At 32.5% G+C, this 18704-nt stretch carries 15 protein-coding genes; 12 read left to right on the top strand and 3 right to left on the bottom strand.

Going from position 1 to position 18704, the window contains the following annotated elements:
* Nucleotides 1-195 precede the first annotated feature (195 nt).
* Both FDY99_RS22240 and FDY99_RS22245 read left to right on the top strand, forming a co-directional pair.
* Nucleotides 196-1083 (top strand): T9SS type A sorting domain-containing protein, encoded by an 888-nt coding sequence (locus FDY99_RS22240; RefSeq protein WP_034751596.1) that lies wholly within the window; start codon nt 196-198, stop codon nt 1081-1083.
* Between the two features lie 107 nt (nt 1084-1190).
* Entirely contained in the window at nt 1191-1736 is a 546-nt protein-coding gene (locus FDY99_RS22245; protein WP_123873363.1) for a hypothetical protein, read from the top strand.
* Between the two features lie 353 nt (nt 1737-2089).
* On the opposite strand, the gene FDY99_RS22250 is transcribed toward FDY99_RS22245, so the two are convergent.
* Together FDY99_RS22250 and FDY99_RS22255 are read right to left on the bottom strand one after the other, a co-directional pair.
* A complete protein-coding gene (locus FDY99_RS22250; protein ID WP_123962804.1) occupies nt 2090-2680 on the bottom strand; it encodes a porin family protein in 591 nt (196 codons plus the stop codon).
* Nucleotides 2681-2755: 75 nt separating this feature from the next.
* Nucleotides 2756-3307, bottom strand: coding sequence for a hypothetical protein (locus FDY99_RS22255; RefSeq protein WP_034751588.1), 552 nt, complete (start codon nt 3305-3307; stop codon nt 2756-2758).
* 285 nt (nt 3308-3592) lie between these two features.
* Between FDY99_RS22255 and FDY99_RS23090 the strand changes: the two genes are divergently transcribed.
* The 6 genes from FDY99_RS23090 (at nt 3593) to FDY99_RS22280 (ending at nt 10984) form a co-directional block, all read left to right on the top strand.
* Nucleotides 3593-3736 carry a hypothetical protein gene (locus FDY99_RS23090; RefSeq protein ID WP_157969138.1) on the top strand — a complete coding sequence of 48 codons (144 nt, stop codon included), beginning with the start codon at nt 3593-3595 and terminating at the stop codon, nt 3734-3736.
* 70 nt (nt 3737-3806) lie between these two features.
* The gene (locus FDY99_RS22260) at nt 3807-4733 is read left to right on the top strand and encodes a VapE domain-containing protein (RefSeq protein ID WP_139423891.1); all 927 of its coding nucleotides are present in this window, start codon (nt 3807-3809) and stop codon (nt 4731-4733) included.
* 366 nt (nt 4734-5099) lie between these two features.
* Nucleotides 5100-5846, top strand: a complete 747-nt coding sequence (locus tag FDY99_RS22265) for a hypothetical protein (RefSeq protein WP_139423892.1) — start codon at nt 5100-5102, stop codon at nt 5844-5846.
* Entirely contained in the window at nt 5839-8430 is a 2592-nt protein-coding gene (locus FDY99_RS22270) for a UvrD-helicase domain-containing protein (RefSeq protein ID WP_139423893.1), read from the top strand. The genes FDY99_RS22265 and FDY99_RS22270 overlap by 8 nt, the downstream gene beginning before the upstream one ends.
* Nucleotides 8427-9257 (top strand): PD-(D/E)XK nuclease family protein, encoded by an 831-nt coding sequence (locus FDY99_RS22275; protein ID WP_139423894.1) that lies wholly within the window; start codon nt 8427-8429, stop codon nt 9255-9257. The genes FDY99_RS22270 and FDY99_RS22275 overlap by 4 nt, the downstream gene beginning before the upstream one ends.
* A gap of 29 nt (nt 9258-9286) precedes the next feature.
* Complete coding sequence (locus tag FDY99_RS22280; RefSeq protein ID WP_139423895.1) at nt 9287-10984, top strand: site-specific DNA-methyltransferase; 1698 nt, start codon at nt 9287-9289, stop codon at nt 10982-10984.
* A 31-nt stretch (nt 10985-11015) separates the two neighbouring features.
* Here FDY99_RS22280 and FDY99_RS22285 read toward each other — a convergent pair whose 3' ends face one another.
* Nucleotides 11016-11627 carry a recombinase family protein gene (locus FDY99_RS22285; RefSeq protein WP_139423896.1) on the bottom strand — a complete coding sequence of 204 codons (612 nt, stop codon included), beginning with the start codon at nt 11625-11627 and terminating at the stop codon, nt 11016-11018.
* A 124-nt stretch (nt 11628-11751) separates the two neighbouring features.
* On the opposite strand from FDY99_RS22285, the gene FDY99_RS22290 reads away from it, so the two are divergent.
* From FDY99_RS22290 to FDY99_RS22305, 4 genes are all read left to right on the top strand, one after another.
* On the top strand, nt 11752-14712 hold the full coding sequence (locus tag FDY99_RS22290; RefSeq protein ID WP_139423897.1) for a Tn3 family transposase: 2961 nt from the start codon (nt 11752-11754) through the stop codon (nt 14710-14712).
* 175 nt (nt 14713-14887) lie between these two features.
* Nucleotides 14888-15217, top strand: coding sequence for a hypothetical protein (locus FDY99_RS22295; RefSeq protein ID WP_139423225.1), 330 nt, complete (start codon nt 14888-14890; stop codon nt 15215-15217).
* Nucleotides 15217-15993 (top strand): GLPGLI family protein, encoded by a 777-nt coding sequence (locus FDY99_RS22300; protein ID WP_034751503.1) that lies wholly within the window; start codon nt 15217-15219, stop codon nt 15991-15993. Before FDY99_RS22295 ends, FDY99_RS22300 begins: the two co-directional genes overlap by 1 nt.
* Nucleotides 15993-18644 carry a beta-sandwich domain-containing protein gene (locus FDY99_RS22305; protein ID WP_139423898.1) on the top strand — a complete coding sequence of 884 codons (2652 nt, stop codon included), beginning with the start codon at nt 15993-15995 and terminating at the stop codon, nt 18642-18644. The genes FDY99_RS22300 and FDY99_RS22305 overlap by 1 nt, the downstream gene beginning before the upstream one ends.
* Nucleotides 18645-18704 lie beyond the last annotated feature (60 nt).

The following is an 18704-nucleotide window of genomic DNA, read 5'->3' on the forward strand; positions in this document are numbered from 1 at the left end:
TTATCGCTGAAAATTAACACACTTAGTACTACAAAAAATTCCTCATTTATGAATGTCCAGCAACGTTTTAACAAAGATGGAGTATAACAGGAATATTAATACCAAAATGAACAAAATTTCTTGTGTATTATAATATGAGCATAATCTTAAGTGTCCAATTGTTCTATATATATTTTTATAAATTAAACAAAACTTATGAAATTTAAATTACTATTTACTGCTTTGAGTCTAGGTCTAAGTTTAGCTGCTTACGGCCAAAACATTTCTTTTGAGTCTGCTGAAGGCTACACTTTAGGAGAAATCAACAATCAACAGGGCTGGAGTTATTACGGAACCACTACCCCCAACACAGCAACGATTATTAACACTACCTCTACATTGGGTACAAACTCAGCGAATGTTTTGGGAACAAACAGTTTTGATGATGGCGGAATTAGAAAGAACGTTGTTGGTTTTAATAAAACAGAATTTTCCTTTGACTATAAGATATCCGCTCTTGATGAATCAGACTATTTTATCGCAGTTAGGGATAATTCAAATACAATATTAGCTGCTTTTGTTATCAATTACGAGCAGGGTAATGTGGCGATTTACGACGGTATCATTGATGATGCAATAGAAACCTCTATTGATGTAACCCCTAATACCTGGTACAATTTTAAAATGGTCGTCGATATGACAAATCACTCTGTACAATATTTCCTTAATAACACTTCACTTGGCAGTAAAAATTTCCTGACCACAACTACGGGTTTCCAAGTCATTGATTTTGCTTATGATGATTTCGATTCGGGATTTACAGTTGATAACATCAAAATCCTAAATGCTGATAATCTTTCGACAGCAGAAATTTCTCAAGTTAATCACCTCAATGTATATCCTAATCCCACTACTGATTACTTACATATTCTTACAAAAGAAAATATAGAAGATGTTGAAATTTATGATCTATCCGGAAAATTGGTAATAAGAGATAGGTCAGGAAAAAATGAAATCTCTGTATCATTTTTAAAAACAGCGACGTACATTATAAAAGTAAAAACGAAACAATCAACTTTTAGTGCAAAATTTAGCAAAAAATAACATCTTACTTTGATTTTAAAATCACTCCAAACTCGGAGTGATTTTTTAGCAGTAAAATAATTTGCATGATATTAAAAACTACTCGGGAACGAACTTAAAAATACTATATGCTTAAATTATCCTTTTTAAATGTGTTTTTCTCCATCTTTTTGGTTCCTCTTATGATGCAGTGTGAAGATGGACGCGGTGGTCCCTGTGATACATATACCCGTTATACCATTGAAGATAATCTTTGTGAATTGTTGCCCGGTAAAATTAAATATGATCAAGGCGAGACAGTAAATTTTAAATTTGCAGTCAAGTCAAAACTCTCAATGAGTGGAAAACAAGTTGATATTTATGAGGAAACAAAACTAAACTCCGGCCTGTTGCTAGTCAATTTATCTGAACTCTTCAAGGGCAACACGGTCATTTTTCTAAAGGGTGACAAGGTGGACGACACAAGATTTAAACCGGTTTACAATAATGCTACCGATTCATATGAGCTGGAAATAAGCATCAAATTAAATCGGGTGGGAATTTACTCTTTTGAATCAATGGCAACTTTCCGAGATCTCGGCGAGAATGATTTTAACTGTGCTCTCATTAACGTCACAACAAATATCAAGGACAATAACTTAGATGATGGGAGAACAGAATTTTCGGTTGATTAATCTTTAAAAAAGAACTGCATTTTATAATAAACAAAAGCGTCGTGAAATTTCAGACGCTTTATTATTTGGTGATTAGAATTCTCATTAGATAATGTTACAAAACGACCTTCTAAATGATTTACATAATTCGGATTATATTAAATTCGGATTTACTCTGTCAATTTTAATGAATCAGAACGAAAACAAATGTCACCTTCAGAGTAGCAATTTTTCTCATTTCGGTATTTATTTGTCGGTTTTTTTAACACTTTAAATTTTTAAAAATAAAGATTAAAATTACCATCTTACTTATCTACACTTTTAAAATTTTATTATTAAAGGAAAGTTTAATTGAATTTTTAATTTCGAACGGGCTAAAAATAATAGGCTACGCCCAATCTGTAAACATTTCTTTTGGCATCATAATACGTTAGAATGAGATCATCATACTGTTTAGTAAAGCCTTTAGAAACGGTACCCTCAATAATAAAATGATTTGATATTTTGTAATCTATCCCTAAATCACCACTTATTCCTACTCTTCTCTTAAAATCATATGGCTGACTTATTTCATCGTCTGGAATATAGTTTAATTTTGGACCTGCCAGCAAAGAGAACTTTTTATAAAAATTGTATTTATAATAAAGAGGTAACTCTAAAAAAGTGACTCTATCAGTGTACGAAACCAGAAAACTGGTTTGAATGTATGTTTTTTTTGAAATTTGTTTTTCTAAAGCTATCCCTCCAAATAATTCCCCTCCGTTACTTAGATATCCCGAACGTTCTCCTATTTCATCGATGGCATTTACATTAGAATAGTTCCATCCAGCCTTAATACCAAATTTCAAAGGATAATTTTGAGAATAGCACAGGAAGGATGCAAAGAAGAAGCAAGCACTAAGAAGTAATTTATCGATGCTTTGATATTGCATAAAATATTTCATTTTGATAATAAAAGTTTTCAAAGCTGAAATTTCTAAATACTAATTAAAAAATCAATTATTTAGAAAACATCAGCTTGATTACCTTGTTTTTAATTTTTAAAAGTCATATCCAATTTTAAAACTTAAATCAAATACTGCTTCGGTTACATTGTTATTAGTTGTAAATGCTGTACCAATACCTAATCCTGCTCTAAACTCATAATTAAAGTTATTGGCAAAATTTCTTCTGAATCCATATGTTGGAATCACATTGACTTGGTTTGAAAGACTCACATTGTTAGCATTGGAGATCACAAACCAATCCGGTATGTAACGGATCTGTAATCCGACATAATTAGCAGAATTATTTTTCGTATTTCTTCCATTTTCAGCACGCTTTGAAATATTGTAATAGTATTTTGGCTGTAAAGTAAATGAAGGATAGAATGCAAAGCCCGTTTTTCCATAAAGATCTCCGCCCCAAATCGCAGGAAACAAACTAGCCTCCAGCCGCAAAGTTGTTCTGTTGGCAATCTTTGTCTCATTATAAAAATCTAAACCGAAAAGCCCTATTTGAGCACCGGTAATATTTTTTTCAACATTATTATCTTGTGCCATTCCATAAATAGACAGTAATGCGAATGATATCAAGTAAAGTTGTTTTTTCATAGGTATTATTTTATTTCAGTTTTTAGATTGTATTTTTTCCAACAATAGATCGTAAAGATTCCATTTTCGTAGGATCAAGGCAACAAAACTAAGAAAATAAATCATCAAAAATTTAAATACCTTTATGCTTACTTGCTAAATGTTTGATGAATTTTGTAGATTCAGAATATTGGAAAGTATAAAAAACGATCTATAAAGCGAATCGTATTACCCTTAGAAATCTGACCCTCTAAACACTTAAAAACCATTTTATTGCGTACAATCCTTGTAATATGCTGCATCATTATGAGTATATTTCCTGTCGTGAGTGAATATTCTAATGTTTATAATGTGAAAGTTATTATTGGTATTGACGGGAAAGAGCTTAGTAGATTAGATATTCTATATCAATACAAATCGGGTAAATGGAATCTTCTAAAAGGAAATTAAACATAATCATAAAATCTCAAAAAACGATAAAATATGATCTAATAATGAAGATGAAACCGATTATATTACAATGTTAGCTGATACAGTAACCACAACAAAACAAGACCTTTGGAGAACCTGCTTCAAGAAATGGTTTGTGGCGATGGTTGCTTGCGTTCTGGATGAAAAACAAGTGAATCAAACTGTAATCGTATTCAGTGGAAAACAAGGTCTAGGTAAAACAACGTGGATGGAAAAACTAATGCCTAAACAATTGAAAGAATACATCTTTTCAGGCACGATAAACCCTAACAATAAAGACACTTTAATTCACTTAGCAGAATGTATGCTCATCAACCTGGACGAGCTCGAAAACTTGAATAGATCAGAAATCGGCAGCTTAAAAGAAATCATTACAAAAACCCATATCAGAATGCGAAAAGCTTATGGCCATAATAATGAAAATATGCCCCGACGCGCCAGCTTTGCCGGATCAGTTAACACTGCCCAATTCCTTAACGATACAACCGGCTCCCGCCGTTTCCTTTGTTTTGAAGTAGAAAACATAGAATACACCCACAAAATCGACATCAATAAAGTTTATGCACAGGCAGTAAAGCTCTATAAATCCGAATTCCGCCATTGGTTCAACCAGGAAGAAATCAAAGAAATCAATGCCAACAATGAACAGTACCAGCTAATGAGTCCAGAAGAAGAATTGTTATTAACATGGTTTGAACCGGCAACGAGAGAAACAGCAAACGCTTTCCTGAATGCTTCTCAAATTGCGGTCCGCCTGGCAACGGTTGCGAATATAAATGTGACAGACGGAACTGTCAATAAATTAGGCAAAGCTTTAAAGAAACATGGCTTTATCCGTATCGTAAGAAACAAAAGCTACGTCTACGTTGTAAATGTTCTCGATGTTGATGAAGTAGACAGAAGAGCACGCAAAAAAGAACATATTGAAACCGATAATTCCGAGGTCGGAAAGTTGCCGTACAGATTTCCGAATTAGTAATCATTTTCTTTAAAATCAGCCAAAAATTATACTCTTTTGAAAAGCGGTGCCAAAAGCACTGCTTTTCTTTATTTTATGGCAGTAAGGGCAGTAACCACTTTTTATCAAAAAATTTTTTTTTATTTTTTTTCAAAAAAAAACATATGAATACGAACACTTATAAAGCAAAGTAAAACACCCTTTTCCTTATTCTGCATTCTACTTCCTACGATTAACAGGTAAATTTTTTACATAAAAAGTGAAAATTTTCTTTTGGTGAAATTTGCTTACGTCCTTACTCCCTTTCTGAATTCCCTCTTTTTTCTTTCATTTGCATTTAGTACATTTAGAAATTAAATTAACTACTAAATATAGCCGCCTAATATGAGAATCATTACCCAAGAAACTTTAGCCAAACCAATTGTGGAACGCGTCAAAAATCTTATTCTTAGAAAATTAAATTTAAAAGTTAGAGATGAATTGATTTTTATAGATAAGAATGTCTTTTTGCAGCTTATTCTAAAAGATATTATAATTCTAGCTATTGCAGATACTGACATTGAAAAAGCGCTGAAAATAGCATTATCAGAAAACTCCGCCTATCGTGACAATCCGGATATACGGAAAAACGAACTCGCAGAGGCAGCTGAAGAGTTTAAAATTGAGGTACTTGCTTTCTCAGACTTTCTTAATAATTTAGAAGAAAACATGGATGATGAAGATATATATGATTGTGTTCTTTCCATTCTCAACTCTGAAGATGAACTTCTTCATGGAAAAATTTTGGAAGTAATACGTCCGAAAATTGAAAGTTTTTTTCAACCCGTTTTGATAGAATTTGGGGAAGACGATTACCAATCAGTCGTACATAATTCTCTTTATTACGTACAGACAATTGCACTTACTGATTCCTTAGAAGAAGCGGCTGAAGAAACTTTTTTCAGTGCAGAGGAAGAGTCTATTGCCCGGGGAATAACTTTAGAATCAACCTTAGAATTGCTTCAAGATTGTAACAAGAAATATGAAGAGGAAATTAAAGCTTACAAGCTTGCTCTAAACATGCATTACCAGAATGCTGAAATACCTGTATCATTCAATGTTTTTAAAAACGCTCTAGCTATTTATGATTAATAAAACATTTACAATTGAAGACTTCTGGCAAATCAAAGGCTTCACTCCTAATGCTAGTCAGCGCAAAGCAATTTTACATACAGAAGGTCCACTTTTTTTAACTGCTGGTCCTGGTTCAGGAAAAACCCGGGTTCTTTTATGGCGAACTCTAAACCTAATTGTTTTTGAAAATGTTAAACCGGAGGATATTTTCTTGTCTACATTCACCGAAAAGGCTTCTTTGCAACTTCGTGACGGTCTGCGCACATTACTTGGTATTGTCACCAACTGCACTGGTAAACCGTATGATATTTCAAAAATGTCTATTGGTACTGTTCATTCCATATGTCAAAATCTAATAACGGACCGTCGTTTTTCAGATGGGGCTGCTCGGAAAAACGCACCTATATTACTTGATTCGCTCTCCCAATATTTCAAGATTTATAACAAACGCTTTTGGCAAAATTTATTACTAGCAGGTGGTTTCTCAGATGAAGAAGAAGCCAACATCATACTTACTGGGTATCTTAATGGGGACGAAAGAAATAATCGCCATATTGCTTGCCTTGCTGTTATTGGCTTGTTCAACAGATTTTCAGAAGAAAATTTGGATCCAGATAATGTAGCCACTGATAATGAAATTCTTTCTGCATTACTCCAGATGTATAAATTCTATAAGAATTCCTTACAAATAAACACATTTACCAAGCAGGTAGATTTTTCTTTACTTCAGCAGGAAGCTTTTCAAGCAATTGAAAATTTCCAAGATTCTGGCCAAGTTTTCAAGCATATCATTATTGACGAGTATCAAGATACCAACGCCATTCAGGAAAAACTGTATTTTGCTTTATCCGCTGGAAATAAAAATATTTGTGTTGTAGGTGATGATGATCAAGCTCTATATCGTTTTCGCGGCGCCACAGTAGAAAACCTTGTGGAATTTGAAAGTAGGTGTAGCAAATCTTTAGGGATCAGGCCTACTCGTATCGATTTGGATATTAATTACCGCTCCCGCAAAAAAATAGTTGACCTTTATAAACATTTTATAGTTCAGTCTGATTGGGAAAACCCGCTTTCTAAAGGAACCTTTTTCAGAGTTCATAACAAAGAAATCAAAGCGCACAGCGTAGACGTAGCACCTTCTGTTGTTTGTTCAAATCACGATAGGACAATCAATGTTTATGAAGAAATTGCAAATTTTGTGCTTCAGTTAAAACAAGCTGGCAAAATTCAAGATTACAATCAATGTGCATTTTTGTTCCCATACTTAAAGGGTAGCAGTCGTGTTGATGGTTTTCAGCAGGCATTTGATAATCTCGGCATACCAGTATATGCACCTCGCGCAAATCCTTTCATTATGGTTGAAGAGGCAAGAGCATTTTTTGGTTTAATGATGAAGATTTTTGGTCGTCATCATTTTGGTCGGGAAGTTTTTGGTGATCAGAAAAGATTTCGTGATTGGATGATTGGCTGTCTTGCTTTTGCGGACGATATTATAAAAGAGGACGTTTCGCTGAAAGAATTTATTCAGGACAAGAAAATGGAGAAAGATGCAGCCTTGTCCGATTATCGTATATTAATTTCTCTAGTTTCTAAAAAGAAGTGGGATACTAATCAGCCTTTTACTTTATCAATGATGAAAGACTTTGCCGAAGTCCCTCGTCTCTCCGAAAAAGCCCGTAAAAACCTGACAAATTCATATTTCAAAAAAATTATTGAATCAAAAGAAAAAGAAGGTACTCCTTATTCAATAAATTACATCATCAACAGAACAACCTCATTAGACTGGACTGTTCTTGACTTATTTTATCAGCTCAATGGCTTCAGATACTTCCGCGAGATGTATCTTCTGGCTGAAGATGGTACAGACGAAGGCCCTATTTGTAATCTTGGCCTTTTAAGCCAATACCTATCCCGTTTTATGGATGAATATGGCACACTCATAACAGCTTCATTTCTAAGTGATGACAAGTTCGTTCGTGTATTCTTCGCCTCCTATATTTACGCTTTGTTCCGTCTTGGAGAGACGGAATATGAAGATAGCGAAGACCCTTTTCCAAAAGGTCGTATTCCATTTTTAACAATCCACCAATCAAAAGGGCTTGAATTTCCTGTTGTTGTCATGGGAGCAGTTTTCAAAAGAGAATCCGGTCCGGATAAAAAAGAAATTATTATCAGGGAACTTCTCAAAAAAGAAGGCGAACCTTTGGATAAGATTTCCCATTACGATAATATGCGTATGTTTTATGTTGCCTTGTCGCGGGCTCAAAATCTTTTGGTCCTGCCTCGCTATACACATAATTCGAATGCAACTCCAATTTTTAAAGATATTTTCGCAAAATACCCTTTGGAATTGATTTCAGATTTTAATATTGATACAGTTCCTGTGGCGGATGTAAAAGACGAAGATTTGGGTAAGAGTTATTCTTATACTTCTGATTACTTGCTTTACAATAAATGCCCTCGCAATTATATGATTTTCAAAAAATATGGCTTCGTCCCTTCACGCTCACAAACGATGTTCTTCGGTTCCTTGGTACACCAGACAATAGAAGATCTGCACCATTTACTTATTAACGAAAGAAATAAAGTCTCAGCTGTATGACAGATCTAGAAATTGAAGAAAAACTCAAAGAGATTTTCGAACAAAATTATGAGTTATTGAAACTGGAAGGCGGTCACGCTCTCACCGAGGCCACAAAAAATGATGCTTTTCAGCAGATCTTATATTATTACCGTAAGCTTAGTGATGTAGCAAAAAAAGTCACAGATACTGAAGTTAAATTAACTTTGCCTGATCAAAAAACCCCAGAAGGTCGTAGTTTTACGATTGAAGGTATAGTTGATATAGTCAGAGAAGATGATGAAGTCTGGATGTATGATATTAAAACACACGATCCACTCTATGTTCGTTCCAATTTAGATTTTTACCAAAAGCAATTAAATGTTTATTCCTACATTTGGGAAAACCTTCGGGGCAATAAGTTGGATCATACTGCTGTCATAAGCACAGTTCTGCCTGATGGGCTGAAAAACTCAATCGTCGAAGGAAATGTTTCAAGAGCAGAAAAAGAATTTGCAGACTGGCAGCCAATTATAGAAATCCCTTTTAAAGAGGAAAATGTTCAATCCACAATTGCGGATTTTGCAGATACGGTGGATAATATAGAAAAGCATTGCTTTACTCCTCCGCCCGTTGAAATACTTAATAGTTTAATTGAAGGTACAAGGTCTAAGTTCGCAACTAGAATTTGCAGAAACTGCGATGCGCGTTTTTCTTGTTCATCATTTAGGGAATATGCTACCTCCATTCAGAAGGGCACTAATATGAACTTCAAAAAATATTATGAAGATTACGGCAGCGATGTGGAGAAAGAAGAATTTATCAATGCATCTTTAATTTCAGAAAGGTCTAATGATATCCAATTATAACTTATACTTAAAGTAACACTACTACAAATATGGCAATCGAAAAACTTAAACCAGATTTTCAATTCGACGAAGAAAGAATTAAAAAACTATACGAAATAGTGCCCGAAGCATTTGCAGATGGTAAAATAAACTGGCATTCCCTTCAGGAAGCATTAGGACATTACAAAGAGGATGATGATGTTGATTCAGAACATTATGGTCTTTTTTGGCCAGGAAAGAGAGAAGCTAGACGTAAATCTGCAAGTCCAAGTACAGGAACACTCATTCCGGCCAATGATTTTTCATCAAAAGCAATTCATTCTGATAACTTATTTATTGAAGGTGAAAATCTTGAAGTATTGAAATTATTGCAGAAGGCTTATGCAGATAAGATTAAGATGATATATATTGATCCACCTTACAATACTGGTAACGATTTTATTTATGATGACAACTTTTCAGAAACTGTTGAAGATTATATGAGAAGAACCGGTCAATTAGATGAAGATTCAAAACCATTAGCCACAAATTCAAGAGTTGATGGTCGTTTTCATAGTAAATGGCTTTCAATGATGTATCCCAGATTACGGCTGGCAAGAAACTTACTTAAGGAAGACGGTGTTATTTTCGTAAGTATTGATGATAATGAGGTAGCAAACTTAAAGTTATTGATGAATGAAATTTTTGGCGAAGAAAATTTTTTAGGTCAATTTGTTATTAATTCTACACCAAATGCTAGGGATTACGGACATATTGGAAAAATGCACGAATACTGTTTATTTTATGGCAAAAATTCTACATTAACTGAAACATATCATTTGGAAGATAAGGATAAAAAGTTCAAGTATTCTGATGATATCGGGGATTATAATATACACCCATTGTACAATAGTAATGTTGCTTTTACAAACATAAATCGACCTAACCTTTATTATCCTTTTTACCTCAATCTTGATAATAATATTGAAGAAGATTTCTATGAGATTTCATTAAAACCTTTTAAGAATTCAGTTGAAATATTTCCACCTAAATCGGTTAAAGATAATATTCAATTTGTCTGGCGATGGGGAAAGGATAAGTCTGCATCGGAAATGAATGTAAATATCATAGGGTATAAAATTTCAGATGATGAGTATAGGATAGTGCAGAAAATGAGAACGACAGAGAAAGTTGTTAGATCATTGCTATTAGAAAAAGAATTTAGCAGTAGAAGAGGTACTTCGGATTTGGAAAAATTATTTGGAAAAAAAACTTTCAGTTTTCCAAAACCTCTTGAACTTATTAAAACTTTTATAAAAGTTGGTTCGACAGATGGCGACACAATACTTGATTTTTTCTCGGGTTCTGGCACATTAGCACAGGCGGTTTTAGAGTTAAATGCAGAAAGTGCTGAAACAAGAAATTTTATTACTGTTCAACTGCCTGTTAAAACGAAATTTGAAATTAACACCGAAATTAAAGATCTTGAGAATATTTCTGATATTACGGAAGCGAGAATTGAAAAATCAATAATTCAATGCCGAAAAATAAATAGTGAAAAAGACTTTTCTTATAAGAAATTTAGATTAAGTACTTCATCATTCAAAATTTGGCAAGATTACTTAGGTTCGGATATTACAGCCTTAGAAAAATTACTTTCAGAAAATTCTAATCCATTGATTTCCGACTGGGAAATAGATAATTTGTTATCAGAAAGGGGTCGGTCGACGAAAAGTAAAAAAAACAGGGTTAAGGATAAAATCTATTAAAATTTAATTTTTAATAGATAAATTTATAAAACTAATTTGGGGAATCCTGTATTTTATTTTTTTTTATCCAGTTATGGAGGTTCGCCGGAGTCGAATTATAGCGTTTTGCTATAAATTTTTTGGTAGAACCATTTTTAAGTAAAGCTTGTATTTCCAATTTGTGAGTATCAAGTTTACTTTTTCCTGGTCCTTTTGGTCTACCTAATTTAATTCCGTTTGCTTTTTTTGTCTGCAGCGCTTCTTTTGTTCTTTTGGAAATCAAGTCCCGTTCAATCTCTGATACCATAGAAAATACCATTGCCATCACTTTACTTTGTATGGTATCGTCAAGTTGCCAGTTTCCTTTGACAGTATAAATATTAATGCCTTTCTCTGTCGCAATAGAAATAATTTCCATGCATTCAAGCATACTTCGTCCCAATCTGGAAAATTCATTTAAAAGGATAGTATCTCCTTTTTGTAAATCCTCTATGATCTCACCAATTTTACGTTTTCTCCAGTGAATCTTTCCGGAGATTTTTTCTTCTACAAAATCTACTTTACCTAAAGATTTGTCATTCGCTAAAAATAAAATTTCTGCTTTATTTTTTTCAAGATCCTGGTCAGCTGTTGATACCCTTAGATAAGCTACATTCTTTGACATAAAAGCTATTTTAAAATTAAAGGTATAAATATTAAATTATTCTATATAAAAAAGTAAAATATAAATATGTATTTTTATTTAATTATAACTTTATTGAAAACGGTCATTTTTACAATGTTATTTTATGGCTTTAAGAAAATCTATAACAGAACAAGAATTTACTTCATTAATAAATATTCCTCAGTCTGGAGAAGAACTTATAAGGATCTATTCTCTTTCAGATGACGATATAATTTTCATTAAGGCATCATGCAGAGGAAAAACCAATCATATTAGAGTATCAGTTTTACTTAGCTACATGAAATTTCCCGGAATTATTATTCCTACTGTATTTATTCCAGATGAAAGAATATTGGATCTATTATGTAATCAGCTAGAAATAGATAAAAGCCACTGGAAGGATTATGATAATTTGGCTGAAACTCGCCAGGATCATATAAATATTTTGAGAAAAAACTATGGATATGAAAATTTCTCTTCAACTTACTATACTGATTCTCTATTCAATTTAACAAAATTTACTTTACAAACAGATAAAGGAATATTAATTGCGCAGCAGTTAGTAAAATTTTTGAGAGATGCTAAAATATTGATACCTAGAATATCTGTTGTACAGAAAATATGCTCAGAAGCCTTAATTAATGCAGAAAAGCAAATTCATGATACCCTGAGTTCTGTATTGTCCAATCATCAAAAACAGTTATTAGATACTCTTCTCAACTTACAGGAAAAAAGCAGCATCAGTCAACTAAATTGGCTGAAGCAATCCCCACAGGCGGTCAATTCAAAATTTTTATTGATGCACATAAAGAGGTTGAAAACTATTAAAGACATTGATCTTCCAAAAGATATTGGTAAGGATATTCATCAAACACGGTTGTTGAAAATAGCCAGAGAAGGCAGGCAGATGACACCACAACATCTAAGGGATTTCGAAGAATCCCGGAGATACGCAACTTTAGTCGCAATACTTCTGGAAACCAAAGCTTCTATTATCGATGAAATTATAGAAATGAATGATAAAATCATCGGTTCTTTGTTCAGATATGCCAAGAATACACAAGCTCAAAAAATGCAGGAATCCGGAAAATCCATGGGAGAACAGCTCGGTGTATTTTTTAAAATTGGAAATGCACTTCTTGATGCCAGAGAAACTGGAGAAGATCCTTTCGATGCTGTTGAATCGGTTATTTCATGGGAAGCTCTGGCTCAAAGTATTTTGGAAGCCAAGAACTTAACCGCTAAACAAAATTTTGATTCACTTTATTTTATATCCGATAAATATTTCACGATCAAAAAATATGGTGGAGAATTTTTGAAAGAATTGGAACTCCGTTCAGCTCCTGTGGCAGAAGATATTCTAAAGGCAATAAATATTCTGATAGATTTATATGAAGGAAAAATAAAAAGACTGCCGGAAAAGCTACCCTCAAGTTTTATAAGAAAAAGATGGGAAGAACTTGTATTTACGGAGAACGGTATTGATCGAAAGTTTTATGAACTGTGTATATTTTCTGAACTCAAGAACCATCTGCGTTCCGGAGATCTTTGGGTACAGGGTTCAAGACAGTACAAAGATTTTGAAGATTATCTTATTCCTTCAGACAGATTTACTGAAATGAGAGATCAGAATGGGGTTCCTCTGGACGTAGCGTTGAATGTAGAAGAGTTTCTTTCGGAACGGATGGAACTTCTTTCCAATAAAATACAAATCGTTTGTAAACTTATCGAAAGCAATGAACTTCCGGACTCTTCTATTATTAATGACAGGATAAAGATTAAACCTCTTGAAAACACAGTTCCTGAAGAAGCTGAAGTTTTAGGAAAAAAAATATACAGTTTGCTTCCTCTCATTAAAATCACAGATCTTTTGAAAGAAGTCGATCAGTGGATGGGCTTCACAGATCAATTCACCCATTTGAAATCAGGAAATAAAAGTAATGATAAAAACTTTTTACTCACTGTAATACTGTCAGATGCCATCAATTTAGGCTTAAGAAAAATGTCGGAAGCTTCTCCGGGAACTTCCTACGCAAAACTTTCCTGGCTTCAGGCGTGGCACATCCGCGATGAAACGTATTCTTCAGCTTTAGCGGAAATTATAAATGTTCAATCCGCGCATCCATTTTCTTCTTACTGGGGAGAAGGAAAAACATCTTCTTCGGACGGTCAGCGTTTTGCCACCGGAAGCTATGCACAAAGAACCGGAAATATTAATCCTAAATATGGAAGCGGTCCCGGAGTTCAGTTTTACACTCATGTCTCCGACCAATACGCACCTTTTCATACCAAGGTTATTAATGTGGGAGTAAGGGATGCAACCTATGTTTTGGACGGGCTTCTCTATCATGAATCTGATGTACAGATAGAAGAACATTATACAGATACTTCGGGGTTTACCGATCATGTGTTTGCTTTGATGCAGTTATTGGGATTTAAATTTGCCCCAAGAATCAGAGATTTGAATGATAAGAAGCTTTTTATTCCTGAAGCATCTACCGGTTATTCTGCGTTATCAGAACATATAGGAGGTAAAATTAACAGTAAAAAAATTATTCAAAACTGGGATGAGATCCTAAGATTGGCTGCTTCCATAAAAAATGGAACTGTTACGGCTTCACTGATTGTAAAGAAGATTGGAAGCTATCCAAGGCAAAACGGACTTGCAGTAGCATTGCGGGAATTGGGTAAAATTGAAAGAACCTTATTTATGCTCGACTGGTACATGAGTCCGGAACTTAGGCGGAGAGTTACTGCGGGACTTAATAAAGGGGAAGCCAGAAATGCTTTGGCAAGAGCCGTATATTTTAACAGGTTTGGAGAAGTCAGAGAACGGAGCTTTGAAAATCAACGGTATAAGGCAAGCGGTCTTAATTTGGTAACTGCTGCTATTGTTCTATGGAATACTGTTTATATTGAAAAAGCAGTGCAGCACCTGAAAGAACAGGGCGAAGAAATTAATGAAGAGTTACTTCAATATCTTTCTCCTTTAGGATGGGAACATATTCACCTTACCGGAGATTATGTTTGGGAAGAACGTATCAAACTTAAAAAAGGAGAGTTTAGATCGCTAAGAAAAGTATAATTATTACTTACCTTAAAATTAATATTATTGACAAATATAAACTTTTAATATTATGTTAACTCCCTTTGTTGTAGAACATTAAAAAGTGAAAAAAAATCTTTTTCGCATGAATTATTTTTCTATATTTGGATTCTAACATTAAATATTAAATTTATGAAAAAAAACTATTTTAGCGTTGTTTTTAACAGTTGGAATTTCAGGGATTGCTTTAGCGAATAATTCAGTACCTAATGTTTCTGAACATAAAATGGAAACAAAAGTTGTAACGAAGGAAAAAGGAGACAAAAAACAAGTTACAACCTACAACTATGTGAATGGAGTGTTATTTTCTTGTACAATTGCAACACATACAAGACAATACGATACTTGTGGAAATTACGTAGGTACAGTTAAAGAATCATACGAAGCTTATGGAAGTGGTTGTAGTGAAGCGGGTGAAGGAGGGTTACTAATTAAAGTAACAAGAATGATGACAGGATTTGGCGATTGCCCTGCAAATTATTAATGACAGCATATATTAAATTTATTATGATTTTGTTCTGTGTTTTTTTCAAAGCACAGAACAATTTTATTGTTTACAATAAAATCATAGATGATGCTGGTGGTAATGAAAAAATTTATGAAAAAAATATACTTGTTTTTCAAGATAAATGGTCTATTTTTTTTAGCTACAGAGGAAGTTTGGAAGAAGTGAATGATTTTTTGACTAATAGTGAAAAAATTAGGAGCAGCCAGATTATAAAAAATTCACTGGATGAGAAAAAATTTTATATAAAAGATAATTCTTTTACTAAGGAGATTCTTTTTACGTTAGACAACTATCAAAAAATTGATTGGAATATTATTCAGAAAGATACGGAAATAATCTTAGGATATAAATGTCATAAAGCTTTAGGGAAATTTAGAGGAAGAGATTTTATTGCTTACTTTACAACCGATTTGCCAGTTGATTTAGGTCCTTTAAAGTTTAGAGGATTACCTGGTGTAATTTTAAAAGTTTCAGATAAAGATAACTTGTTTACCTATGAAGCTGCTAAGATTGTATTAAATTTTCCACAGAAAATTGACATTAATTCTAAACTTCTTTTCTCATTTCCTGAAGAAAAGTCTAAGTACATTGATTATAAAGAATATATAAATATTGAAAATAACTACTTAAAAGATATTAAGTCAAAAGTTGAAGCAAATAGACCAGCTGGAACAATAGTAGTGAGTTCTTCCAAAGAAAGAGACTTTAAGATAGAAAAATCTTTCGAATGGGAAGAGTCTAAAAAGCCTTAATGAAGTATTTATGTTTATTATTCATCATATTATTTCTTAAAATCTCTGCTCAAACAGAGATAAAAGGTTTAGTATGGTCAGAAAATAAACAGGCGGTTTCAAGAGCCAATGTGATTCTTACCGATTCACAGGATAATATAATAACTTTCGTCTTTAGTGATAAAGACGGAAGTTTTTTGCTTAATACGGATAAATTCGGAAATTTTAATCTGAATATTTCTGCGATGGGCTATTTTTCTAAGAAATTCCCTGTTTCTATAATTAAAAGAGGTGAAAGCAAAAATTTTAAAACCATTATTCTTGAGACTGATAAAGTAAAAGAAATAAAGGAAGTAGTTATTAGCAGAACTTCGCCGATCAAGATTAAGAAAGACACTATAGAATATTCTGCTAAAAATTTTTCTAATGGAACAGAGCAAAATGTAGAAGATCTCTTAAAAAAACTTCCGGGAATTACTGTTCTTAGTGATGGTAAAATAAAATTCGGAAATAAAGAGGTTTCCAGGGTGATGATAGAAAATGATGATCTTTTTGAAAGAGGTTATCAGACACTTACCCAAAATATGCCTTCCAAACCTTTAGATAAAGTTCAGGTTCTTAAAAATTATTCAAAAAATAAGCTTCTCAAAAATATTGAAGCTTCAGAAAGTATTGCCCTTAATCTTACATTAAAAGAAGATGCCAAAGGTAAGTGGTTTGGAAATGTTTTGTTAGCTTCTACAAGTTATAAAGAAGATATGCGACAGGGAAAACTCAATCTGATGAACTTTACAAAGAGACAAAAAATCTATTTTCTTCTGAATGCCAATAATTTGGGTTTAAATGAAATGAAGGGTGTAGAATACTTAACCAATCCAAGCTCGGATAATGATGTTGAAAATGTTGGAACCAATATTAACACACTATCAATAATTAATCTTCATCAAAAAAACTTTCAGTTTGATGATAAGCGCACTAATTTTAACAATGATAAGTTAGTTTCACTTAATTATATTTATAATTTTAAAACCGATTGGAAATTAAAGTTTGTAACTATTTTTAATGAAATAGAAAATAGAAACTATATCAATTCTTTTTATAAATTTAATTTTAACGGTTTAGATTTTATTAATAGTGAGGATAAAATATGGAAGCAAAATAACAGAAATATTGTTGGGAAGGTAGAACTTTCAAAAGACTTAAAAAATAACTCAAACTTACAATTCTATAATAAAGTTTCATCCTTAAATGAAAATAATAATAATATTTTTCTTTTTAATGAACAGTTGAATAATCAAATTGGAAAGAATGAACTTTTTGCCAACGAAAATAGATTGACTTACACTAAGAAAATAGATTCATCCAAAGCTTTAGTAGCAGTAGCACGATATATTTTTCAAAACCGCCCATATGATTTTACTGATGAAAATGATGTTTTTTCTCAAATACTAAACAATCCTGATGCTCAAAAAATAAATCAGATTATTGATTCTAAAATGAATTTTGGGGGATTAAAACTTTCTTATCTTAAAAAGTATGCAGAAGAACACAGCCTGGAATTACAGTTAGGAAACGAGTTCAGAAAAGATTTTTTAAGCTCAAACCTTCATATTTTTAATTCAAATAATGAAGCGATAAGTTTTGATAAATCAGAGTTTATTAATCATACAGATTATGTTCAGAATAATGTTTTTGCTCAGATTAAATATAACAAAAAAGTAAAAAATTGGAGCTATGGTTTTACCATTTTAAATCAAATGATTCATTCTGATTTAAATCAAAATAAACAGAATGGTTTCTATGTTTCTCCGTTAGCAAATATTGGTTACCAAAACAGAAAAATAGGAAATTTTAATTTGAATGCAGGAAGGAAATTTTCCACAGTCAGTATCAACGATGTTTATACTAACTATATCTATCAGGGAAACAGAAACTTTAAACAGAGCAATGTAAATTTTGCTGTTTTGCAAGATTGTAATTTAGGATTTAGCTACAACGTGGGAGAGCAAATGTCTCAATATCTTAATTTCAATATTAATTTTTTCAAAAGTGGAGATTATTTGTCTAATAATATGATTGTAAATCCTAATTACACTTTTAATCAAACAATTTTGGTAAAGAATAATAGCAATTTATCTGCAAGCTTAGAATTAAGAAAATACTTAAAGCCTATAAGATCAAGATTGAGTATTTTAAGCTCTTATATGCAATCGGGCTATGAAAATAGTGTAAATAATCAACCTTTAATAAAAACTAAATTTATCAATTGGAAGGCAGCTTTTGAAATGAAATCAGGCTGGACAAAATTTATTAATTATGAATGCGGTTATGAATGGGCATTCAATACTATTTCTTCGAAAGTGAATTCTAACAAATACATAGATCAAAAAGGTTTTTTGAACCTTTATTTTACTATAAATTCACAGTTTAGGATTGAGTCTCTTGTAGAATATTATAAATTTGGAAATACAGCTCAAAAAACTACTCAGTTTTGGGATATTAAAGCGAACTATACTTTAAAGAAGTATAATATGAGTATTTTTATTCAGGGCAATAATCTTTTAAATTCAAACAGTATTCAGAGATACTCAATAAATAATATAAGTGAGAGTTTATACACACAAAGACTGTTGCCACGCCATATAGTGTTAGGTATTAACAAAAATTTCTGATTAATATATAAAATCTATTCAAAGCAAAAAATATGATAGATTTTATCCTTAACCCTGTTT

The sequence above is a fragment of the Chryseobacterium mulctrae genome (genome assembly GCF_006175945.1).
Taxonomy (GTDB): domain Bacteria; phylum Bacteroidota; class Bacteroidia; order Flavobacteriales; family Weeksellaceae; genus Chryseobacterium; species Chryseobacterium mulctrae.

Excerpts from the sequence above, each read along its gene's own strand:
- FDY99_RS22260 (WP_139423891.1), top strand. The coding sequence starts at position 3,807 with ATGTTAGCTGATACAGTAACCACAACAAAACAAGACCTTTGGAGAACC.
- FDY99_RS22255 (WP_034751588.1), bottom strand. The coding sequence starts at position 3,307 with ATGAAAAAACAACTTTACTTGATATCATTCGCATTACTGTCTATTTAT.
- FDY99_RS22270 (WP_139423893.1), top strand. The coding sequence starts at position 5,839 with ATGATTAATAAAACATTTACAATTGAAGACTTCTGGCAAATCAAAGGC.
- FDY99_RS22265 (WP_139423892.1), top strand. The coding sequence starts at position 5,100 with ATGAGAATCATTACCCAAGAAACTTTAGCCAAACCAATTGTGGAACGC.
- FDY99_RS22290 (WP_139423897.1), top strand. The coding sequence starts at position 11,752 with ATGGCTTTAAGAAAATCTATAACAGAACAAGAATTTACTTCATTAATA.
- FDY99_RS22285 (WP_139423896.1), bottom strand. The coding sequence starts at position 11,627 with ATGTCAAAGAATGTAGCTTATCTAAGGGTATCAACAGCTGACCAGGAT.
- FDY99_RS22245 (WP_123873363.1), top strand. The coding sequence starts at position 1,191 with ATGCTTAAATTATCCTTTTTAAATGTGTTTTTCTCCATCTTTTTGGTT.
- FDY99_RS22275 (WP_139423894.1), top strand. The coding sequence starts at position 8,427 with ATGACAGATCTAGAAATTGAAGAAAAACTCAAAGAGATTTTCGAACAA.
- FDY99_RS22300 (WP_034751503.1), top strand. The coding sequence starts at position 15,217 with ATGACAGCATATATTAAATTTATTATGATTTTGTTCTGTGTTTTTTTC.
- FDY99_RS23090 (WP_157969138.1), top strand. The coding sequence starts at position 3,593 with ATGAGTATATTTCCTGTCGTGAGTGAATATTCTAATGTTTATAATGTG.
- FDY99_RS22240 (WP_034751596.1), top strand. The coding sequence starts at position 196 with ATGAAATTTAAATTACTATTTACTGCTTTGAGTCTAGGTCTAAGTTTA.
- FDY99_RS22280 (WP_139423895.1), top strand. The coding sequence starts at position 9,287 with ATGGCAATCGAAAAACTTAAACCAGATTTTCAATTCGACGAAGAAAGA.
- FDY99_RS22305 (WP_139423898.1), top strand. The coding sequence starts at position 15,993 with ATGAAGTATTTATGTTTATTATTCATCATATTATTTCTTAAAATCTCT.